The sequence below is a fragment of the Loktanella atrilutea genome (genome assembly GCF_900128995.1).
GTDB classification, from domain to species: domain Bacteria; phylum Pseudomonadota; class Alphaproteobacteria; order Rhodobacterales; family Rhodobacteraceae; genus Loktanella; species Loktanella atrilutea.
Map to the genome: position 1 here is coordinate 768,745 of NZ_FQUE01000001.1, position 16,669 is coordinate 785,413.

At 67.4% G+C, this 16,669-nt stretch carries 16 protein-coding genes and 1 pseudogene; 13 read left to right on the forward strand and 4 right to left on the reverse strand.

The genetic code is table 11. The annotated features are described in order from the left end of the window. Nucleotides 1–41: 41 nt before the first annotated feature. The gene (locus BUA54_RS20775) at nucleotides 42–335 is read right to left on the reverse strand and encodes a hypothetical protein (protein ID WP_143155329.1); all 294 of its coding nucleotides are present in this window, start codon (nucleotides 333–335) and stop codon (nucleotides 42–44) included. A 124-nt stretch (nucleotides 336–459) separates the two neighbouring features. Here BUA54_RS20775 and BUA54_RS03740 point away from each other — a divergent pair. Beyond that, nucleotides 460–633 (forward strand): annotated as a pseudogene (locus tag BUA54_RS03740) (YqaE/Pmp3 family membrane protein). Beyond that, complete coding sequence (locus BUA54_RS03745) at nucleotides 630–1,004, forward strand: DUF4112 domain-containing protein (RefSeq protein ID WP_072855826.1); 375 nt, start codon at nucleotides 630–632, stop codon at nucleotides 1,002–1,004. Before BUA54_RS03740 ends, BUA54_RS03745 begins: the two are co-directional and overlap by 4 nt. Before the next feature lie 55 nt (nucleotides 1,005–1,059). Here the strand turns inward: BUA54_RS03745 and ndk are convergent, their stop codons facing one another. After that, entirely contained in the window at nucleotides 1,060–1,482 is a 423-nt protein-coding gene (gene ndk, locus BUA54_RS03750; protein ID WP_072855827.1) for a nucleoside-diphosphate kinase, read from the reverse strand. A gap of 145 nt (nucleotides 1,483–1,627) precedes the next feature. On the opposite strand from ndk, the gene BUA54_RS03755 reads away from it, so the two are divergent. The 5 genes from BUA54_RS03755 to BUA54_RS03775 all read left to right on the forward strand — a co-directional run bounded on the left by BUA54_RS03755 (nucleotide 1,628) and on the right by BUA54_RS03775 (nucleotide 7,014). Next, complete coding sequence (locus tag BUA54_RS03755; RefSeq protein ID WP_072855828.1) at nucleotides 1,628–2,248, forward strand: YceI family protein; 621 nt, start codon at nucleotides 1,628–1,630, stop codon at nucleotides 2,246–2,248. A gap of 71 nt (nucleotides 2,249–2,319) precedes the next feature. Continuing rightward, on the forward strand, nucleotides 2,320–3,759 hold the full coding sequence (locus tag BUA54_RS03760; protein WP_072855829.1) for an alanine/glycine:cation symporter family protein: 1,440 nt from the start codon (nucleotides 2,320–2,322) through the stop codon (nucleotides 3,757–3,759). Between the two features lie 43 nt (nucleotides 3,760–3,802). After that, nucleotides 3,803–5,656 (forward strand): ABC-F family ATP-binding cassette domain-containing protein, encoded by a 1,854-nt coding sequence (locus tag BUA54_RS03765; protein WP_072855830.1) that lies wholly within the window; start codon nucleotides 3,803–3,805, stop codon nucleotides 5,654–5,656. A gap of 136 nt (nucleotides 5,657–5,792) precedes the next feature. Then, nucleotides 5,793–6,419, forward strand: coding sequence for a MarC family protein (locus BUA54_RS03770; RefSeq protein ID WP_072855831.1), 627 nt, complete (start codon nucleotides 5,793–5,795; stop codon nucleotides 6,417–6,419). Between the two features lie 16 nt (nucleotides 6,420–6,435). After that, on the forward strand, nucleotides 6,436–7,014 hold the full coding sequence (locus BUA54_RS03775) for a retropepsin-like aspartic protease family protein (RefSeq protein WP_072856139.1): 579 nt from the start codon (nucleotides 6,436–6,438) through the stop codon (nucleotides 7,012–7,014). A 102-nt stretch (nucleotides 7,015–7,116) separates the two neighbouring features. Here the strand turns inward: BUA54_RS03775 and BUA54_RS03780 are convergent, their stop codons facing one another. Together BUA54_RS03780 and BUA54_RS03785 are read right to left on the reverse strand one after the other, a co-directional pair. Next, nucleotides 7,117–7,578, reverse strand: a complete 462-nt coding sequence (locus BUA54_RS03780) for a DNA polymerase III subunit chi (RefSeq protein WP_072855832.1) — start codon at nucleotides 7,576–7,578, stop codon at nucleotides 7,117–7,119. Then, entirely contained in the window at nucleotides 7,578–9,044 is a 1,467-nt protein-coding gene (locus tag BUA54_RS03785) for a leucyl aminopeptidase (RefSeq protein WP_072855833.1), read from the reverse strand. The genes BUA54_RS03780 and BUA54_RS03785 overlap by 1 nt, the downstream gene beginning before the upstream one ends. Nucleotides 9,045–9,180: 136 nt before the next feature. Between BUA54_RS03785 and lptF the strand changes: the two genes are divergently transcribed. The 6 genes from lptF to rsmA all read left to right on the forward strand — a co-directional run bounded on the left by lptF (nucleotide 9,181) and on the right by rsmA (nucleotide 16,653). Beyond that, nucleotides 9,181–10,311 carry an LPS export ABC transporter permease LptF gene (gene lptF / locus BUA54_RS03790; protein WP_072855834.1) on the forward strand — a complete coding sequence of 377 codons (1,131 nt, stop codon included), beginning with the start codon at nucleotides 9,181–9,183 and terminating at the stop codon, nucleotides 10,309–10,311. Beyond that, on the forward strand, nucleotides 10,308–11,402 hold the full coding sequence (gene lptG, locus BUA54_RS03795; RefSeq protein WP_072855835.1) for an LPS export ABC transporter permease LptG: 1,095 nt from the start codon (nucleotides 10,308–10,310) through the stop codon (nucleotides 11,400–11,402). Before lptF ends, lptG begins: the two co-directional genes overlap by 4 nt. Nucleotides 11,403–11,410: 8 nt before the next feature. Next, nucleotides 11,411–13,504: an LPS-assembly protein LptD gene (locus BUA54_RS03800; RefSeq protein ID WP_425434949.1), complete on the forward strand. Its 2,094-nt coding sequence runs from the start codon at nucleotides 11,411–11,413 to the stop codon at nucleotides 13,502–13,504. A gap of 66 nt (nucleotides 13,505–13,570) precedes the next feature. Then, entirely contained in the window at nucleotides 13,571–14,755 is a 1,185-nt protein-coding gene (locus BUA54_RS03805) for a peptidylprolyl isomerase (protein ID WP_072855837.1), read from the forward strand. 27 nt (nucleotides 14,756–14,782) lie between these two features. Then, a complete protein-coding gene (gene pdxA, locus BUA54_RS03810; RefSeq protein ID WP_072855838.1) occupies nucleotides 14,783–15,817 on the forward strand; it encodes a 4-hydroxythreonine-4-phosphate dehydrogenase PdxA in 1,035 nt (344 codons plus the stop codon). Then, complete coding sequence (gene rsmA, locus BUA54_RS03815; protein ID WP_072855839.1) at nucleotides 15,814–16,653, forward strand: 16S rRNA (adenine(1518)-N(6)/adenine(1519)-N(6))-dimethyltransferase RsmA; 840 nt, start codon at nucleotides 15,814–15,816, stop codon at nucleotides 16,651–16,653. The genes pdxA and rsmA overlap by 4 nt, the downstream gene beginning before the upstream one ends. Nucleotides 16,654–16,669 lie beyond the last annotated feature (16 nt).

Sequence of the window (16,669 nt, forward strand, 5' to 3'; positions counted from 1 at the left end):
AAATTACAGGACCTACAATGGCCAGCCAGTACCCCGCCCAATCAGAGGCAGCACCCCAGCAACAGGGCGACTCGCACGCCCTGCCGCAGCAGACAGGCACCCCTTTGGCGCCGACGCACGCGCCGCAGCAGCAACAGCAGACGATCCCGATGTTCCGGGATTTCGCCAGCATCTGAGCGACGCAATTCGTCCGCACCGCCGATCCTCCCGGCGGCGGTGCGGATCTTTTTCTGATATTCAGCGCGTCCGATCGTCATGATCGGCCTGCATGTCGTTCGGACGCCGAAACGTCCGCGCGTCACGTGCCCCTGCGGTTCGCGCGGGATGGCGCGCACGACCTTTCCTTCATTTGCATATGACGCACTGCGGACCGCCCCGAAACGGATCGCGTCCCGCGCGGTTCAGGGAACCGGCAGGCCCTGTCGCGCATTGATTCAGCGATACATGAAAGGAATTGCCATGAACCTCGTTCGCATCATCCTGTCCATCCTGATCCCACCGCTGGGGGTCTTTCTGAAGGTCGGCCTTGGCGGTCAGTTCTGACTGAACGTCATCCTGACGATTCTGGGCTATATCCCCGGCCTGATCCACGCGATCTGGATCATCAGCCGCAGCGAGCCAGCAGCCGCATGACCGATCATCACGCGAGACTGCAACGGCTGGAGAAGATGGCTCACCGGATGGATTCGGCGATCCGGATTCCGGTCATCGGGCTGCGGGTCGGCTATGATTCGATCATCGGGCTGATTCCGGGTGTCGGCGACATTCTGACGCTTGCGCCATCTGCCTGGATCATCATCGAGGCGAAGCGTCTGGGTGCGCCCGCGCATGTCATCAGCCGGATGGTCGCGAATACCGCGACCGATACGCTGGTCGGCATGATCCCCCTGATCGGCGATCTGTTCGACGCGACGTTCAAGTCGAACCGCAAGAACGTGGCGATCCTGCGCGACCATCTGGAACGCAAAGGGGCCGTCCCGGCAGGACGACCCCGTTTCGCCTGAAGGGGCGAAAGACGAACGAAGGCGGGCGCCTGGCCCGCCTTTTTCATGTCAGGCCTCAGCCGACCAGTTCGAGGCCGGAGAAGAAATACGCGATCTCTTCCTTCGCCGTCTCCGGCGCATCGGATCCGTGGACCGAGTTCTCGCCGATGGACAGGGCGAATTCCTTGCGGATCGTGCCTTCGGCGGCATCCGCGGGGTTGGTGGCGCCCATGACGTCGCGGTTCTTCTGGATCGCGTTCTCGCCTTCCAGCACCTGCACGACGATGGGTTCAGAGATCATGAACTCGCAGAGCTCGCCAAAGAAGGGGCGGTCCTTGTGGACGCCGTAGAATTCCTGCGCCTGTGCCAGCGTCAGCTGGATGCGCTTGGAGGCGACGACGCGCAGGCCGGCGTCCTCGAACTTGGCGATGATCTTGCCGGTCAGGTTGCGCTTGGTGGCGTCGGGCTTGATGATGGAGAATGTGCGCTGGATGGCCATGGGTGCCTCTTGTCTATTGTGCCGCGCTGCGGCGTTGAAAGCTGGCGCTGCCCTAGCATGGTGCATCTGCGGTGAAAAGGCTTTGCCTTGACAGGCGCGTCGCCACGGCCCGAGATGGCGGCGCCCCTGTCCCGAAGGAACCGCCATGCGCCTCTCCGCCCTTCTGACCTGCCTGATCCTTGCCACGCCGCTGGCCGCACAGGATGCCGCCTTTCCGCGCCAGACCTTCACGCTGGACCCCGCCCACGCCAGCCTGACCTTCTCTATCATGCATCTGGGGCTGTCCAACTTTACCGCCGGTTTCGATACCTTCGCGGCGACGCTGGACCTTGACCCAGCGGCGCCGCAGCATGCGGCGCTTTCGGTGACGGTCAATGTCGCATCGCTCGACCTGCCGACGCCGCCGCTGGGGTTCAGAGAGGAGCTGCTGGGGCCGAACTTCTTCGATGCCGATCAATATCCCCAGATCACCTTCGTCAGCACCGCAGTCGCGCCGACCGGCGCGAAGACGGCGGATGTGACCGGCGATCTGACGATGCACGGTGTCACGCAACCGGTCACGCTGCAGGTCACCTTTAACGGCAACAGCGCGGCGGGCCTGTTCGAACCATGGGTCCGTGCCGGGTTTTCCGCCACGGGAGAGCTGAGCCGCAGCGCCTTCGGCATGGGGGCCGGCGTGCCGGCCGAGGGCAGCACGCTGGGTGTCTTCGACACCGTCCGTTTCCGGATCGAGACCGAGTGGACCGGGGAAGCCGTTCAGAATTAGGGCCGCGCGGGGGTGGTCACGGCGGTGTGATGCGTTAGGCTGATATTCATAACCTGCGAAGGAGCCGGATCATGAATGCCGTCGTCGATTTTCTGAACACCATCCTGTGGGGGTATGTGCTGGTCTACGGCCTGCTCGCCGTGGGCATATTCTTTACGATCCGGCTGGGCGCGATCCAGTTCCGCCACTTCCCCGAGTATTTTCGCGTCATCACCGGATCGCGCGAGACCTCTTCCGACGGCATCAGCCCGCTGCAGGCGCTGACGATCTCGCTCGCCTCTCGCGTCGGCACCGGCAACCTTGCTGGTGTCGCGGTGGCGATCTACCTCGGCGGGCCGGGGGCGATCTTCTGGATGTGGATGGTGGCGCTGGTCGGCATGGCGACGGCCTATGCGGAATCGACGCTGGCGCAGCTTTACAAGGTCAGGAACGGCGACGGACAGTACCGTGGCGGGCCGGCCTTCTACATGGCCGCCGGCGTCGGATCGCGGGCGATGGGCTATGCCTTCTCGATCTGCCTGATCCTGAGCTTCGGCCTGATCTTCTCGGCCGTGCAGGCCAATTCGATCTCGGAAGCGATGACGGAGGCCTTCGGCGTGCCGGGCATCGTCACCGGCCTTGTCATCGCGGCGCTGGCGGGCATCGTGATCTTCGGCGGTATCCGGTCGATCGCCAACGTGGCCGACAAGATCGTGCCGGCAATGGCGGGCATCTATTTGCTGGTCGCGATCTACGTGCTGGCGATCCACATCACCGAAGTGCCCGCGATGCTGGCGCTGATCGTGAAGTCCGCCTTCGGCTTCGAGCAGGCGGCGGGCGGCTTCACCGGCGGCTTCATGGCTGCCCTGATGAACGGCGTGAAGCGCGGCCTCTTCTCCAACGAGGCCGGCATGGGCTCTGCCCCCAACATCGCCGCCGCCGCGGTGCCCGATCCGCACCACCCCTCGTCGCAGGGTCTGGTGCAGGGTCTTGGCGTCTTTATCGACACGCTGCTGATCTGCACCGCGACGGCCCTGATGATCTTGCTGTCGGGCGCGGTGGACTACGGTCCCGATGGCGCGCAGGGCATGGTGCTGACCCAGAACGCGCTGGGGGAACACATCGGCGCGGCAGGCCCCTACTTCATTGCCATCGCCATCCTGTTCTTCGCCTTCACCTCGATCATCGGCAACTACAGCTACTCTGAATCCGCGATGGAGTTTCTGGGGCTGGGCGGCCGCATGCCGCTGATGGTGCTGAAGACCGTGGCGATGGGCATGGTGATCTGGGGCGCGGTGCAGCCGGTGTCGGCGGTCTTCAACCTTGCCGACGCCAGCATGGCGGTGATGGCGACGATCAACCTCGTCGCGATCCTGATCCTGTCGAAGACCGTGGTGACGCTGACCCGCGACTACTTCGACCAGAAGAAGGCGGGCAAGACGCCGCTGTTCCGGTTCAAGGAACACCCCGGCATCGACAAGGGTGTCGACCCCACGATCTGGAACCGCGACGTGGCGCAGGAACGCGGCTAATCGGGCGCTTTCCCATGGCCGCCGCCTCTGCTATGCGGCGGCCATGCTCAAAATCTCAGACATCACATATTCCGTCGAAGGCCGCACGCTGCTGGAAAACACCAGCGTCACCATTCCCACGGGTCACAAGGTCGGTCTGGTCGGTCGCAACGGCACCGGCAAGACGACCCTTTTCCGCATCATCCGGGGCGAGATGATCCTCGACACCGGGACGATCAGCCTGCCCAAGGGCTGGAAGATCGGCGGCGTCAGCCAGGAAGTGCCCGGCAACGAGGTCAGCCTGATCGACACCGTCCTGCGCGCCGACACGGAACGCGAGGCGCTGCTGGCCGAGGCCGAGACCGCGACCGACCCGATGCGCATCGCAGACGTGCAGACGCGGCTGGCCGATATCGACGCGTGGTCCGCGGAGGCGCGCGCCTCGACGATCCTCAAGGGCCTCGGCTTCACGGACGAGGAACAGCGGATGCCCTGTTCCGCCTTCTCGGGCGGCTGGCGGATGCGCGTGGCGCTGGCCGCGGTGCTCTTTGCAGAGCCGGACCTGTTGCTGCTGGACGAGCCGACGAACTACCTCGACCTCGAAGGCGCGCTGTGGCTGGAAGCCTATATCGCCAAGTATCCGCATACGGTCATCATCGTCAGCCACGACCGGGAACTGCTGAACCGGTCCGTCGGCGCGATTCTGCATCTGGAGAACAAGGGCCTCACCTACTACACCGGCCCCTACGACCAGTTCGCCCGGCAACGGGCCGAGAAGATCGCACTGCTGACCTCGGCGGCCAAGAAGCAGGACGCAAAGCGCGAGCATCTGCAGAAGTTCGTGGACCGGTTCAAGGCGAAGGCGTCGAAGGCCAAGCAGGCCCAGTCCCGCGTCAAGGCGCTGGAAAAAATGGAAACGATCCGCGTCCCGGCCGACGCCGCCCGCACCGTCTTTACCTTCCCGGAGCCCGAGGAGCTGTCGCCGCCCATCATCAGCGTCGAGGGCGGCGCCGTGGGCTATGGCAACACCATCGTGCTGCACGACCTGAACCTGCGTATCGATCAGGACGACCGGATCGCGCTGCTGGGCCGCAACGGCGAGGGCAAGTCGACCCTGTCGAAGATGCTGTCGAACCGCCTCGATCTGGCGCGGGGCAAGATGGTGACGTCCAACAAGCTGCGCATCGGCTTCTTCGCCCAGCATCAGGTGGACGAGCTGCGGGTCGAGGAAACCCCGCTGGAACACCTGCTGCGCGAACGGGCGGAAGAAGGTCAAGCCAAGCTGCGGGCACGGCTGGCGGGCTTCGGCCTTGGCGCCGATCAGGCGGATACGGAAGTCGGTCGCCTCTCGGGTGGGCAGAAGGCGCGGCTGTCGCTGCTGCTGGCGACGCTGCCCGCGCCGCACCTGCTGATCCTCGACGAGCCGACCAACCACCTCGACATCGAGAGCCGTGAGGCGCTGGTCGACGCGCTGACCGCCTATTCGGGTGCCGTCATCCTCGTGAGCCACGACATGCACCTGCTGAGCATGGTCGCCGACCGGCTGTGGCTGGTGAAGGGGGGCAACGTGAAGCCCTACGACGAGGACCTCGAAGCCTATCGCAAGATGCTGCTGACCCCGGACAAGCCCGCGAACACCAACAAGCCCGCCGCCCCCAAGGTGGTGAAGCCGACCCGCGACGAAATCCTCGCCCTGCGCGCCGACGTGCGCAAGAACGAGGAGCGCGTCACCAAGATCAACGACATGCGCGACAAGCTGGCGAAGAAACTCGCCGACCCCGCGCTTTACGAGGATGCGCGGATCGGCGAGCTGGCCACCTGGAACAAGAAGTACGCCGAAGTCATGGACGGCCTCGGCCGGGCCGAGGCGATGTGGATGACCTCGCTCGAAAAGCTGGACAAGGCGGAGAAGGCCTGACGGCCCTCCTCGCTTTTTCCTCAAATACTCCCGCCGGAGGCTCCGTTACCGCCACCGCCATCGACATTAGGATTATCGCGCACCCCCTTCATCTGGCCAGATAAACTCTCGCCGAAGGCATCCGGAGGCCAGCCCCATGACCGACCTGCCCACCCTGATCGCCGCCTTCACCGCGATGTTCATCGTGATCGACCCGATCGGCCTCGCGCCGCTCTTCATCGCGATGACGCAAGGAATGACCTCCGGCCAGCGGAGGAAGATCGCGGTCCGGGCCTGCACCGTGGCGATCGGGCTGCTGCTGCTCTTCGCGGTCTTCGGCGAGGCGCTGCTGGAATTCGTCGGCATCTCAATGCCCGCCTTCCGGATCGCGGGGGGCGTCCTGCTGTTCATCACCGCGCTCGACATGCTGTTCGAGCGGCGTCAGGCGCGGCGGCAGGACAATGCGGACGATGCGGTCGATCCGGAACAGGATCCCTCGATCTTTCCGCTGGCGATTCCACTGATCGCGGGGCCGGGGGCCATCGCCACGATCATCCTGCTGACGGGCCAAGCGGACAGCGCGCTGGGCTTCGGTGCGGTGCTGGGGGTGATGATCCTCGTGATCGCCATGGTCTTCGCCATGTTCATGGCGGCGGGTCTGCTGGAACGGCTGCTGGGCAAGACCGGCATCAACGTCGTGACGCGGCTGCTGGGGATGCTGCTGGCGGCCCTGTCGGTGCAGTTCATCCTGGACGGGCTGAAGGGTTTCGGTCTGGCGGGCTGAGCCCTATATGGGTGGCATGGACACCGACCGCATCATGCAGATCACCTATCTGACCCTTCTAGGGGGTGCGATCGCCGTCAGCTACATCGTCAGCCAGCGGGGCCAGATGGGCAGGATGGCGCAGCAGGCCAGCATCTGGGGCCTGATCTTCGTCGGCGTCATCGCCGCTGCGGGGATGTGGGGCGATATCCGGCAAAGCGTCGCGCCGCAGCAGGCGATCATGACCGAGGGGCAGATCGTGCTGCCGCGACAGGCGGACGGTCATTTCTACGCCCGGCTCGACGTCAACGGCCGACCCCTGACCTTCATGGTGGATACCGGCGCCAGCCAGATCGTGCTGAGCGCCGCCGACGCGGCCGCCGTGGGCATCGACACGGACACCCTGCGCTATCTGGGTCAGGCGAGCACGGCGAACGGCACGGTGCGGACGGCGCAGGTGACGCTGGACAGCGTGAGCCTTGGCGGCGTCACCCAGGCGGACGTGCGGGCCGTGGTCAACCAGGGCGATATGGCGGGATCGCTGCTGGGCATGAGCTATCTGCGGAACTTCAGCAACATCCAGATCACCGCAGACGACCTGATCCTGACGAGGTAGACCGATGACACGCTTCCTGACACCCCTGCTGCTGGTCCTTGGGCTGACCGCCTGCGCCGCCCCGGCCACCCTTCCGGAAAACTTCGATTCCAGTTTCGCCTACTAGACGGCGCCGCTTTCGGCCTTCTTGACCCAGCGGCCGTCGTCCTGCGCCCAATACTGCGCGGCGACAGAGGCGGAGGTCAGCGCCTTCCACTGGCCGCGCGCCCGTTGCAGGGCGTCGCCGTCGTGGCCGTCGAAGAGGACGCAGGCGCGCTTGCTTGCGGCGATCTCGGCGGGGGTCAGGTCGGCACCGTCCACGCTCATCACGCAGTCGAATCCCGCGGCGGGCGTGTCCACGCCCAGCAGGATCGGCTGGTCGGCGTCGTGGTCGCCCGCCAGCCCGTGGGCGCGGAAACTGTCGGGCGGCCCCTGCCACAGCACCGCGTCGAGCCGTTCCAGAAGCGGCATCCGCCGCCCCCGGATCAGCACGCGCCAGCCCTGCCCCGCGGCCCGGTCGACCAGTTGCGGCAGCGCCTGATCAAGGGGGCTTTCGGTCAGGTGGTAGAAATAGACCGCCCCCATCAGGACTCGTAGCGGTCGGCGATCAGGCGGTTCAGCGCCATGACGCCCCAGCCGGTCGCGCCCTTGGGTGCCAGTGCGGTTTCCGCCTTTACGCTGGCGACGCCCGCGATGTCGAGGTGGCACCACGGCACATCGTCCTTGACGAAGCGGCGCAGGAACTGCGCCGCGGTGATCGACCCCGCCAGCCGTCCGCCGGAGTTCTTGACGTCCGCGATGTGGCTGTCGATCATCTTGTCGTAGGCCTTGCCCATCGGCATCCGCCACGCGCCTTCGCCTTCGGCGTCGGCGGCCTTGAGGAAGGCCCCCGCCAGATCGTCGGAGTTGCTGAAGACACCCGCATTCTCGTGCCCCAGCGCCACCAGCATTGCGCCGGTCAGGGTGGCGAGGTTGATCATGCCCGAGGGCTTGAAGCGGTCCTGCGCGTACCAGAGCACGTCGGCCAGCACGAGGCGGCCTTCGGCGTCGGTGTTCACCACCTCGATCGTGTCGCCCTTCATCGAATGCAGCACGTCGCCGGGGCGGTAGGCGGTGGAGGACGGCATGTTTTCCACGATCCCGACGAGGCCCACGACGTTTGCCTTGGCCTTGCGCAGCGCCAGCGTGCGCATGACTCCGGACACGACGCCGGCGCCGCCCATGTCCATCGTCATGTCTTCCATGTTGGCGCCGGGCTTGAGGCTGATGCCGCCGGTGTCGAAGACGACGCCCTTGCCCACCAGCGCGAAGGGCGCCTCGTCCCCGCCGCCGTTCCATTGCATGACGACGACCTTGGAGGGGCTCGCGCTGCCCTGCCCCACGGCCAGCAGCGCGCCCATGCCGAGCGTCTTCAGCTCGTCCTCTTCGAGGATCTCGACTTCCAGCCCCAGTTCCTGCATCGCCGCCAGACGCGCGGCGAAGTCGTCGGTGGTCAGCACGTTGGCGGGTTCGTTGGTCAGGTCGCGGGTGAAGAAGACGCCCTCGGCCACGGCCATGCCGACCTGTGCGGCCTTGGCGGTGGCTTCGGGATCGTCGGTCATGATCGTGACGTCGCCCGGCGGGTTGCCCTTGTCGGTCTTGTGGTCGGTGAAGTTGTAGCCCCGCAGGGCCAGACCCAGTGCCACGTCGGGGGCGTTGGCGGTCTTGCCCAGCAGCAGGGTCATCGGGTGCCTGCCCTGTGCCTTGGCCAGCTGCGCGCCGATGCGACGGGCGGTGGTCTGGTCGGGCTTCGGCCCGGATTTGGCGACCAGCACCGCATCGGCGGCAAGGCCCGCAGGGAAGGACAGACGCATGACGTCGCCATCCTTGGCCTTGGCGAAGGCCTCGCTTTCCGAAAGTCGGGCCAGCGCCTTGCGGGTCAGGCTGTTCACGCGGCGGGCGCCCGCGTCCATCTTGCCGCCCTCGCCCACCAGCACGGCGATCAGGCCCGTCGCCTCGGCCAGCGTGTCGGTGTCGGTGGCGGCAAAGCGGATATCGGCGATCTGTGTCATGGGCGGGCCTTTCGGGTGGCATCTGATGGGATGCCGCCTTGCTAGCGGTCCCGCGCCGCAATGACCAGTTTGCAGTTTCGGAACGGGCGGCCTTCGGCTAGTTTGCCGCAACCTCTTGCACGGGACACCGCCACGTTTGGGACGCTTCGACCGCTACATGCTGAGCCAGCTGATGGTGACCTTCGGGTTCTTCAGCCTCGTGCTGGTGATGATCTACTGGATCAACGCCGCCGTGCGGCTGTTCGACCAGTTGATCGCGGGCGGTCAGGGGATCGGCGTCATCGTGGAGCTGGTCGCCCTGTCGCTGCCCAACGTGATCCGTCTGGCGCTGCCGCTGTCGGCCTTCGCGGCGAGCGTCTATGTCACCAACCGGATGATGCAGGACAGCGAGCTGGTGGTGATGCAGGCCACCGGGTTCAGCCCGTGGCGGATGGCGCGGCCGGTGCTTTACTTCGGACTGATCGTGGCGGTCCTGATCTCGATCCTGATGCAGGTGCTGGTGCCGCTGTCGACGACCGCGCTGAACGTGCGGCAGGCGGAAATCGCGCAGAACATCACCGCGCGCATCCTGACCGAGGGCCAGTTCATCGAGCCCGTGCCGGGCATTACGTTGTATATCCGCGCGATCACGCCGGAGGGCGAGTTGCAGGACGTGTTCCTGTCGGACCAGCGCGACCCGGCGACGCAGACGACCTATACGGCGCGGCGCGCCTATCTGGTGCGGGATGAGGGGGACGCGCAGCTGGTCATGGTCGACGGCATGGCGCAAAGCCTGCGGAACGACGACGCGCGGCTGTTCGTCACGGATTTCAAGGATTTCTCCTACAACATCGGCAATCTGATCAAGATCACCCCGCGCGAGAACCGGACCGCGCGAGAGCTGTTCATCAATGACCTGCTGCACCCCACCGCGGCGCTGGAGGCGGAGACCGGGCGCACGGCGGCGCAACTGGTGACGGAAGCGAACGACCGGATCAGTCAGGCGCTGCTGGGCACCGTGGGTGCGCTGCTGGGGTTCGCGGCGCTGATGCTGGGCGGGTTCAGCCGCTTCGGCGTCTGGCCGCAGATCGTCTTTGCGATCGTGCTGATCATCGTCATCAAGGCGCTGGAGACGACGGGCCTGAACATCGCCCGGACCACGCCGCAGGTCTGGTTCGCAACCTACCTGTCGGTCGCCGTGGGCTTTGCCATCGTGACGGCGCTGCTGTTCGTGGCGGCACGGCCCTACCTGTTCCGGCGCACGCCGGCGCGCGGGGTGGCGGCATGATCCTCGACCGGTATTTCGCGCGGCGGTTCCTGCGGATCTTTCTTGGCATGTTCCTCGTCTTCGCGGTGATCCTGACGTTCCTCGGCCTTGCGGACAACCTGCGCCGCTATGGCGGCGACGCGGCGAGCTTTCGCGATATCCTGAACCTCGCTCTGCTGGACGCGCCGCAGGGGGTCTATCAGATCCTGCCGCTGATCATGATCATCGCGAGCGTGGCGCTGTTCCTCGGGCTGGCCCGCACGTCCGAACTGGTGGTGACGCGCGCCGCCGGGCGGTCCGGGCTGCGGCTGCTGGTGGCACCGCTGGTGACGGCGCTGGTGATCGGGGCGCTGGCGGTGGCGGTGCTGAACCCGCTGGTCGCGGCGACATCCCGCGCCTTCGACGCCAAGGTCGCCGACCTGCGCGGTGCGGGATCGGTGCTGAGCCTTGCGTCGTCCGGGCTGTGGCTGCGGCAGGGCGATGACGCCGGGCAGACGGTAATCCACGCGGTCAGCACCAACCTGTCGGGGACGACGCTGTCGGACGTCACATTCCTGACCTACGGCCCCGACGGCACGCCGCTGGCGCGGATCATGGCGGACAAGGCGGTCCTGAACGACGGCGGCTGGGACCTGAGCGGGGTGAAGACATGGCCGCTGGACACCGACACCACGCCGGAGGCGGCTGCGACGCTGGCGGACACCGACCGCATCGCGTCGACCCTGACGGCAGACCAGATCCGCAACAACTTCGGCACGCCGAGCAGCATCTCGATCTGGAACCTGCCCGCGTTCATCGCGCGGCTGCAGGCGGCGGGCTTTTCGGCGCAGCGCCATATCGTCTGGTTCCAGATGGAGCTGTCGCAGCCCCTGTTCCTGGCCGCGATGATGCTGATCGGCGCGGCCTTCACCATGCGCCCGCAGCGCGGCGGAAAGGTCGGGCTGAACGTGATGATCGCGATCCTGCTGGCCTTCTCAATCTACTTCATCCGGAACTTCGCGCAGATCCTGGGCGAGAACGGCGACGTGCCGGCGGCCCTTGCGGTCTGGGCGCCGCCTTTGGCGGCGGCGGGTCTGGCGATGGGGATCCTGTTGCAACGCGAGGACGGATGATGCGGTTGGTGTGGATTCTGCTGGCGCTGCTGCTGCCGCAGGTGGCCGTGGCGCAGATGGCCGCGACGCTGGTCGCCGACGACGTCTTCGTCGAAGGACAGGACCGGCTGACCGCGCAGGGCAACATCGAGGTGCTGTATCAGGGCAGCCGCCTGACCGCGTCCCGCGTCATCTATGACAAGCCGACCGACCGGCTGCGGATCGAGGGGCCGATCCTGATCACCGGCCCCGATGGCGAGATCCTGACCGCCGATCAGGCGGACATGGACCCCAAGCTGGAAAACGGCGTGCTGCTGGGCGCGCGGCTGGTGCTGGATCAGCAGTTGCAGCTGGCCGCCAACCAGATCGACCGGGCGGACGGCCGCTACAGCCAGTTGTACAAGACCGCCGTGACCTCTTGTCAGGTCTGTGCCGGGCAGAAGCCCCTGTGGGAGATCCGGGCCGAGAAGGTGATCCACGACGCCGAGGCGCAGCAGCTGTATTTCAGCAATGCGACCTTCCGGGTAAAGGGGGTGCCGATCCTATATCTGCCCTACCTGCGGCTGCCGGACCCGAACAACACCCGTGCGACGGGCCTGCTGCTGCCGCGGCTGCAGTCCAGCAACCGGCTGGGGATCGGGATCGAGGTGCCCTATTACATCGCCCTGTCCGACAGCCGCGATTTGCTGCTGACGCCCTACCTGTCGTCGAACAGCCGCACGCTGACGACGCGCTATCGTCAGGCGTTCCGCAACGGCACCGTCAGCGTCACCGCCGCCGGGTCGAACGACGATCTGGGCGTGTCCGACGGGCTGCGCGGCTATGTCTTCGCCGAGGGCGATTTCGCGCTGGCGAACGGGGCGAAGCTGCGCTTCGACATCCAGACCGCCTCGGACGCGGCGTATCTGAGCGATTACGGGATCACCGATGTCGACCGGCTGTCGAGCATCGTGGCCCTGACCAAGGTGACGGAGGATGTGCTGTGGTCCACCAGCCTGTCCTACTACCAGACCCTGCGGACGGACGAGCGCAACGCCAGCCTGCCGCCGCTGGTCGCAAGTGCCGGGCTGGTGCATCGCTTCTACCCGGCGATGGGCGGCACGCTGACGGCGACCGCCAGCGCGGACACGCTGCTGCGCTATGGCAGCGCCACCGGGCAGTTGGGGCGCGACGTGACGCGCACGGGGGGCAGCCTGCGCTACGTGCGCGACTGGCTGAGCGGGACCGGCGTGCTGGTAACGGGCACCGGGGCGCTGACGGCGGATGTCTGGCAGGTCAATGACAGCGACCAGTTCGATGCGACGATCGCGCGGGCGGTGCCCTATGCGCAGGTCCTGCTGCGCTATCCGCTGGTGCGGCGCAACGGGCGGACGCGGCATGTGCTGGAACCGGTCGCGGCCCTGTCGTGGTCGCGCCTCCTTGGCGGCACGCCGCCGAACGAGGACAGCACCCGGCCGGAACTGGACGAGGGCAACCTGCTGGCGCTGACCCATTTTCCCGGTCAGGACGCGGCAGAGGACGGCCTGCGGCTGGCGCTGGGCCTGACATGGACCCGCGCGGGGTCCGAGGGCGTGACCTCGACCCTCGGCTTCGGCCGTATCCTGCGCGCGGATGCCGATCCGCAGTTCACCCGCACCTCGGGTCAGGACGGCGACGTGTCGGACTGGCTGGTGGCGGGGCAGATCATCCTGCCACGCGGCTTGACCTTCGACGGGCGCGCGCTGCTGCAGGACGACGGCACGACGACACTGGCCACCGCGCGGGTGTTCTGGAACCGGCCAGAGGTGCAGCTGGCCGGCGGCTACATCTGGCAGCAGGCGGATGCGGCGGGCGGGCGGCCCGGAACGGTATCGGAATACAGCCTCGACGGGACGGTGCAGCTGACGCCCGCGTGGGACATCAGCTTCGACACGCGCTATGACATCGCGCGCGACAGCCCGGTACGGGCGGGGATCGGCCTCGGCTGGCGGAATGAATGCGTCGCGGTCTCGCTTTCGGTCTCGCGCCGCTATGCGACTTCGACTACGCTGCGGCCAACGACGAACTACGGCCTGTCGGTGGCCTTGCAGGGGTTTTCCGCCAATGGCGTGCCACGCATCGCGCCCACCGCCTGCCGTGGATGACATCGCGCCGCCCGGATCAGGTCCGGTCCCGGCCGGACGACACATAGACGATAGGACCAAGACCCGATGCGCCTGACCGCCCTTCTAACTGCCCTGCTGCTGCCACTCGGCGCGCCCCATGCGATGGCGCAGGGGCAATTCTCGCCCGTCATCACCGTGAACGACGCGGCCATCACCGGATACGAGCTGGACCAGCGGCAGCGGCTGCTGACCCTGTTCCGCACGCCGGGCGACACGGCGGCGCTGGCGCGTGAACAACTGATCGAGGAGTCGCTGAAGCAGCAGGAGCTGGACCGCCGTGGCGTGACCCTGCCGCCGGAGTCGCTGGCCTCCGAGGTCGAGGCCTTTGCCCTGCGCGGCGGGCTGTCGACGGAGGAGTTTCTGCAGGTGCTGAACCGCGGCGGCGTGTCGCCGACGACGCTGGAGCAGTTCGTGCGCGTGGGCGTCACGTGGCGCGACTACATCCGCCAACGCTATGGCGCACAGGCGCAGATCAGCGACGCGGAGGTCGAGCGCGCGGCCAACCAGCAGTCTGGCAGCGCCGACGCGCTGGAGGTGCTGCTGACCGAGATCATCATTCCCGCCCCGCCGCCCCGCGCGGCAGAGGCCAATGCCATCGCCGAGCAGATCAGCCAGTCCCGGTCTCAGGCGGAGTTCGAGGCGGCGGCGCGGCGCTATTCCGCCCTGCCCAGCCGCAGCAACGGCGGCCGCCTTGGCTGGCTGCCGCTGTCGAACTATCCGCCGGCGCTGCAGGGTCTGATCAGCGGGCTGGGCGTGGGCGAGGTGACGCCGCCGATCCCGATCCCGAACGGCGTGGCGCTGTTCCAGTCGCGCGGCATCCGCGAGGTCAGGCAGCCCCGTGCGCAACCCACGAGCGTCGATTACGCGACCTATGCGGTCGGTGGCGATGCGGCGGCGGCGCAGGCCGTGGCGCTGCGGGTGGACACCTGCGACGACCTTTACGGCGTGGCCAAGGGCCAGCCCGAAGGCGTGCTGACCCGCCAGACCGTGCCGCCCGCGCAGATCCCGCAGGACGTGGCGCTGCAACTGGCGCGGCTGGACCGGAACGAAACCTCCGTCGGGTTGCGGCAGGGCAATGCGACGATCCTCGTGATGATGTGCGGGCGGACCTATGGCGACGCCGCAGCCGATCCGGAAGCGCTGCGCGGCCAGCTGCAGAGCCAGCGTCTGGAAGGCTTCGCCAACGCGCTGCTGGCGGACCTGCGGGCCGCCGCGACGATCCGCCCGTGAGGGCGGCAGGCGCGTGACGGTACCCGCATGAGCAGGGCTGCGGCGGATGCGCCGATCGCGATCAGCTGCGGCGAACCGGCGGGCATCGGACCGGAGGTCGCCGCCGGCGCATGGCGCGCGCTGGGGGCCGAGATGGCGCTGCTGTGGATCGGCGATCCGGCGCATCTGCCCGACGATACGCCTGTCAGGGTTGTCACCTCGGCGGCAGAGGCGCACGGCCCCTGCCCCGATGCCCTGCCGGTGCTGGCCCGCGACTTCGGCAGCCCGCGCCGTCCCGGCGTGGTGGACCCGCGCCACGCGCAGGGGGTGATCGACGCCATTCGCGAAGGGGTGGCACTGGCCACCGCCGGACGGGCGCGCGCCCTTTGCACCGCGCCGATCAACAAGGCGGCGCTGATCGACGGGGCGGATTTCGCCTATCCGGGGCATACGGAATACCTCTCTGCGCTGGCGGGGGACGTGCCGGTCGTGATGATGCTGGCCTGCGACGCCCTGCGCGTGGTGCCCGCGACGATCCACATCCCGCTGGCGGCGGTCCCCGCCACCCTGACCGCTGCGGGGCTGGAGGAAGTGCTGCGCATCACCCATGCCGCCCTGATCCGCGATTTCGGCGTGGCGCAGCCCCGCATCGCCGTGGCGGGGCTGAACCCCCACGCGGGCGAGGACGGCAAGATGGGCGGAGAAGAGATCGCGATGATCGCCCCGCTGCTGGACCGGCTGCGTGGCGAAGGGCTGGCCCTGCGCGGGCCGCTGCCGGCGGATACGATGTTTCATGCGGGCGCCCGGGCGGGTTACGACGCGGCGGTCTGCATGTACCACGACCAGGCGCTGATCCCGATCAAGACCATCGACTTTGCCGGTGGCGTGAATGTGACGCTGGGGCTGCCCTTCGTGCGGACCTCGCCGGATCACGGGACGGCGTTCGATATCGCGGGCACCGGCGTGGCGGAGGCGACGTCGATGATCGCGGCGTTGCGGATGGCGCGCGATATGGCGGACGCGCGGGGGGCTGGTGGTGTGGGACCCTCCGGGGGGAGTATTTGGGAAAAAGCGAGGACATGAGCCAGATCGACGACCTGCCCCCCTTGCGGGCCGTGATCGAGACGCACGGGATCGCGGCGAAGAAGTCGCTGGGACAGAATTTTCTGCTGGATCTGAACCTGACGGCGAAGATTGCCCGGATGGCGGGGGATCTGAAGGGGTCCGACATCCTCGAGATCGGGCCGGGCCCCGGCGGGCTGACCCGCGGGTTGCTGGCCGAGGGCGCGCGGCGGGTGCTGGCGATCGAGAAGGACGCCCGCTGCATCGCGGCGCTGGAGGAGATCGCCGACGCCTATCCGGGGCGGCTGGAGGTCGTGAACGGCGATGCGCTGGAGATCGACGTGGCGGGGCGGTTGCAGGCGCCGATCCGGATCGCGGCCAACCTGCCTTACAACATCGGGACGGAGCTGCTGGTGCGCTGGCTGTCGCCGCCCGACTGGCCGCCGTTCTGGGAGAGCCTGACGCTGATGTTCCAGCGCGAGGTGGCGCAGCGGATCGTGGCACAGCCCGGCGACAAGGCTTACGGGCGGTTGGCGCTGCTGGTACACTGGCGCTGCGACGCGCGGATCGTGATGGACCTGCCGCCGGAGGCGTTTTCGCCGCCGCCCAAGGTCAGTTCGGCCGTCGTGCATCTGACCGCCCTGCCCGCGCCCCGGTACCCGGCGGATGCGGCGATGCTGAACCGGGTGGTGGCGACGGCCTTCAACCAGCGGCGCAAGATGTTGCGATCGGCGCTGAAACCGCTGGGGCCGGACGTGGAGGATCATCTGCGGGCGGTCGGCATCCCGCCCACCGCCCGGGCCGAGGAGATCGGGCTGGAGCAGTTCTGCGCCCTGACCCGCAGCCTGACCCCGTGATACCAAAAAGGCCCCC

What these genes read in the sequence shown, in the direction of transcription:
- BUA54_RS03775 (WP_072856139.1), top strand. Translation starts at nt 6,436, where the DNA reads ATGGACACCGACCGCATCATGCAGATCACCTATCTGACCCTTCTAGGG.
- BUA54_RS03780 (WP_072855832.1), bottom strand. Translation starts at nt 7,578, where the DNA reads ATGGGGGCGGTCTATTTCTACCACCTGACCGAAAGCCCCCTTGATCAG.
- BUA54_RS03745 (WP_072855826.1), top strand. Translation starts at nt 630, where the DNA reads ATGACCGATCATCACGCGAGACTGCAACGGCTGGAGAAGATGGCTCAC.
- BUA54_RS03785 (WP_072855833.1), bottom strand. Translation starts at nt 9,044, where the DNA reads ATGACACAGATCGCCGATATCCGCTTTGCCGCCACCGACACCGACACG.
- pdxA (WP_072855838.1), top strand. Translation starts at nt 14,783, where the DNA reads ATGAGCAGGGCTGCGGCGGATGCGCCGATCGCGATCAGCTGCGGCGAA.
- ndk (WP_072855827.1), bottom strand. Translation starts at nt 1,482, where the DNA reads ATGGCCATCCAGCGCACATTCTCCATCATCAAGCCCGACGCCACCAAG.
- BUA54_RS03805 (WP_072855837.1), top strand. Translation starts at nt 13,571, where the DNA reads ATGCGCCTGACCGCCCTTCTAACTGCCCTGCTGCTGCCACTCGGCGCG.
- rsmA (WP_072855839.1), top strand. Translation starts at nt 15,814, where the DNA reads ATGAGCCAGATCGACGACCTGCCCCCCTTGCGGGCCGTGATCGAGACG.
- BUA54_RS03760 (WP_072855829.1), top strand. Translation starts at nt 2,320, where the DNA reads ATGAATGCCGTCGTCGATTTTCTGAACACCATCCTGTGGGGGTATGTG.
- BUA54_RS03765 (WP_072855830.1), top strand. Translation starts at nt 3,803, where the DNA reads ATGCTCAAAATCTCAGACATCACATATTCCGTCGAAGGCCGCACGCTG.
- BUA54_RS03770 (WP_072855831.1), top strand. Translation starts at nt 5,793, where the DNA reads ATGACCGACCTGCCCACCCTGATCGCCGCCTTCACCGCGATGTTCATC.
- BUA54_RS03755 (WP_072855828.1), top strand. Translation starts at nt 1,628, where the DNA reads ATGCGCCTCTCCGCCCTTCTGACCTGCCTGATCCTTGCCACGCCGCTG.
- lptG (WP_072855835.1), top strand. Translation starts at nt 10,308, where the DNA reads ATGATCCTCGACCGGTATTTCGCGCGGCGGTTCCTGCGGATCTTTCTT.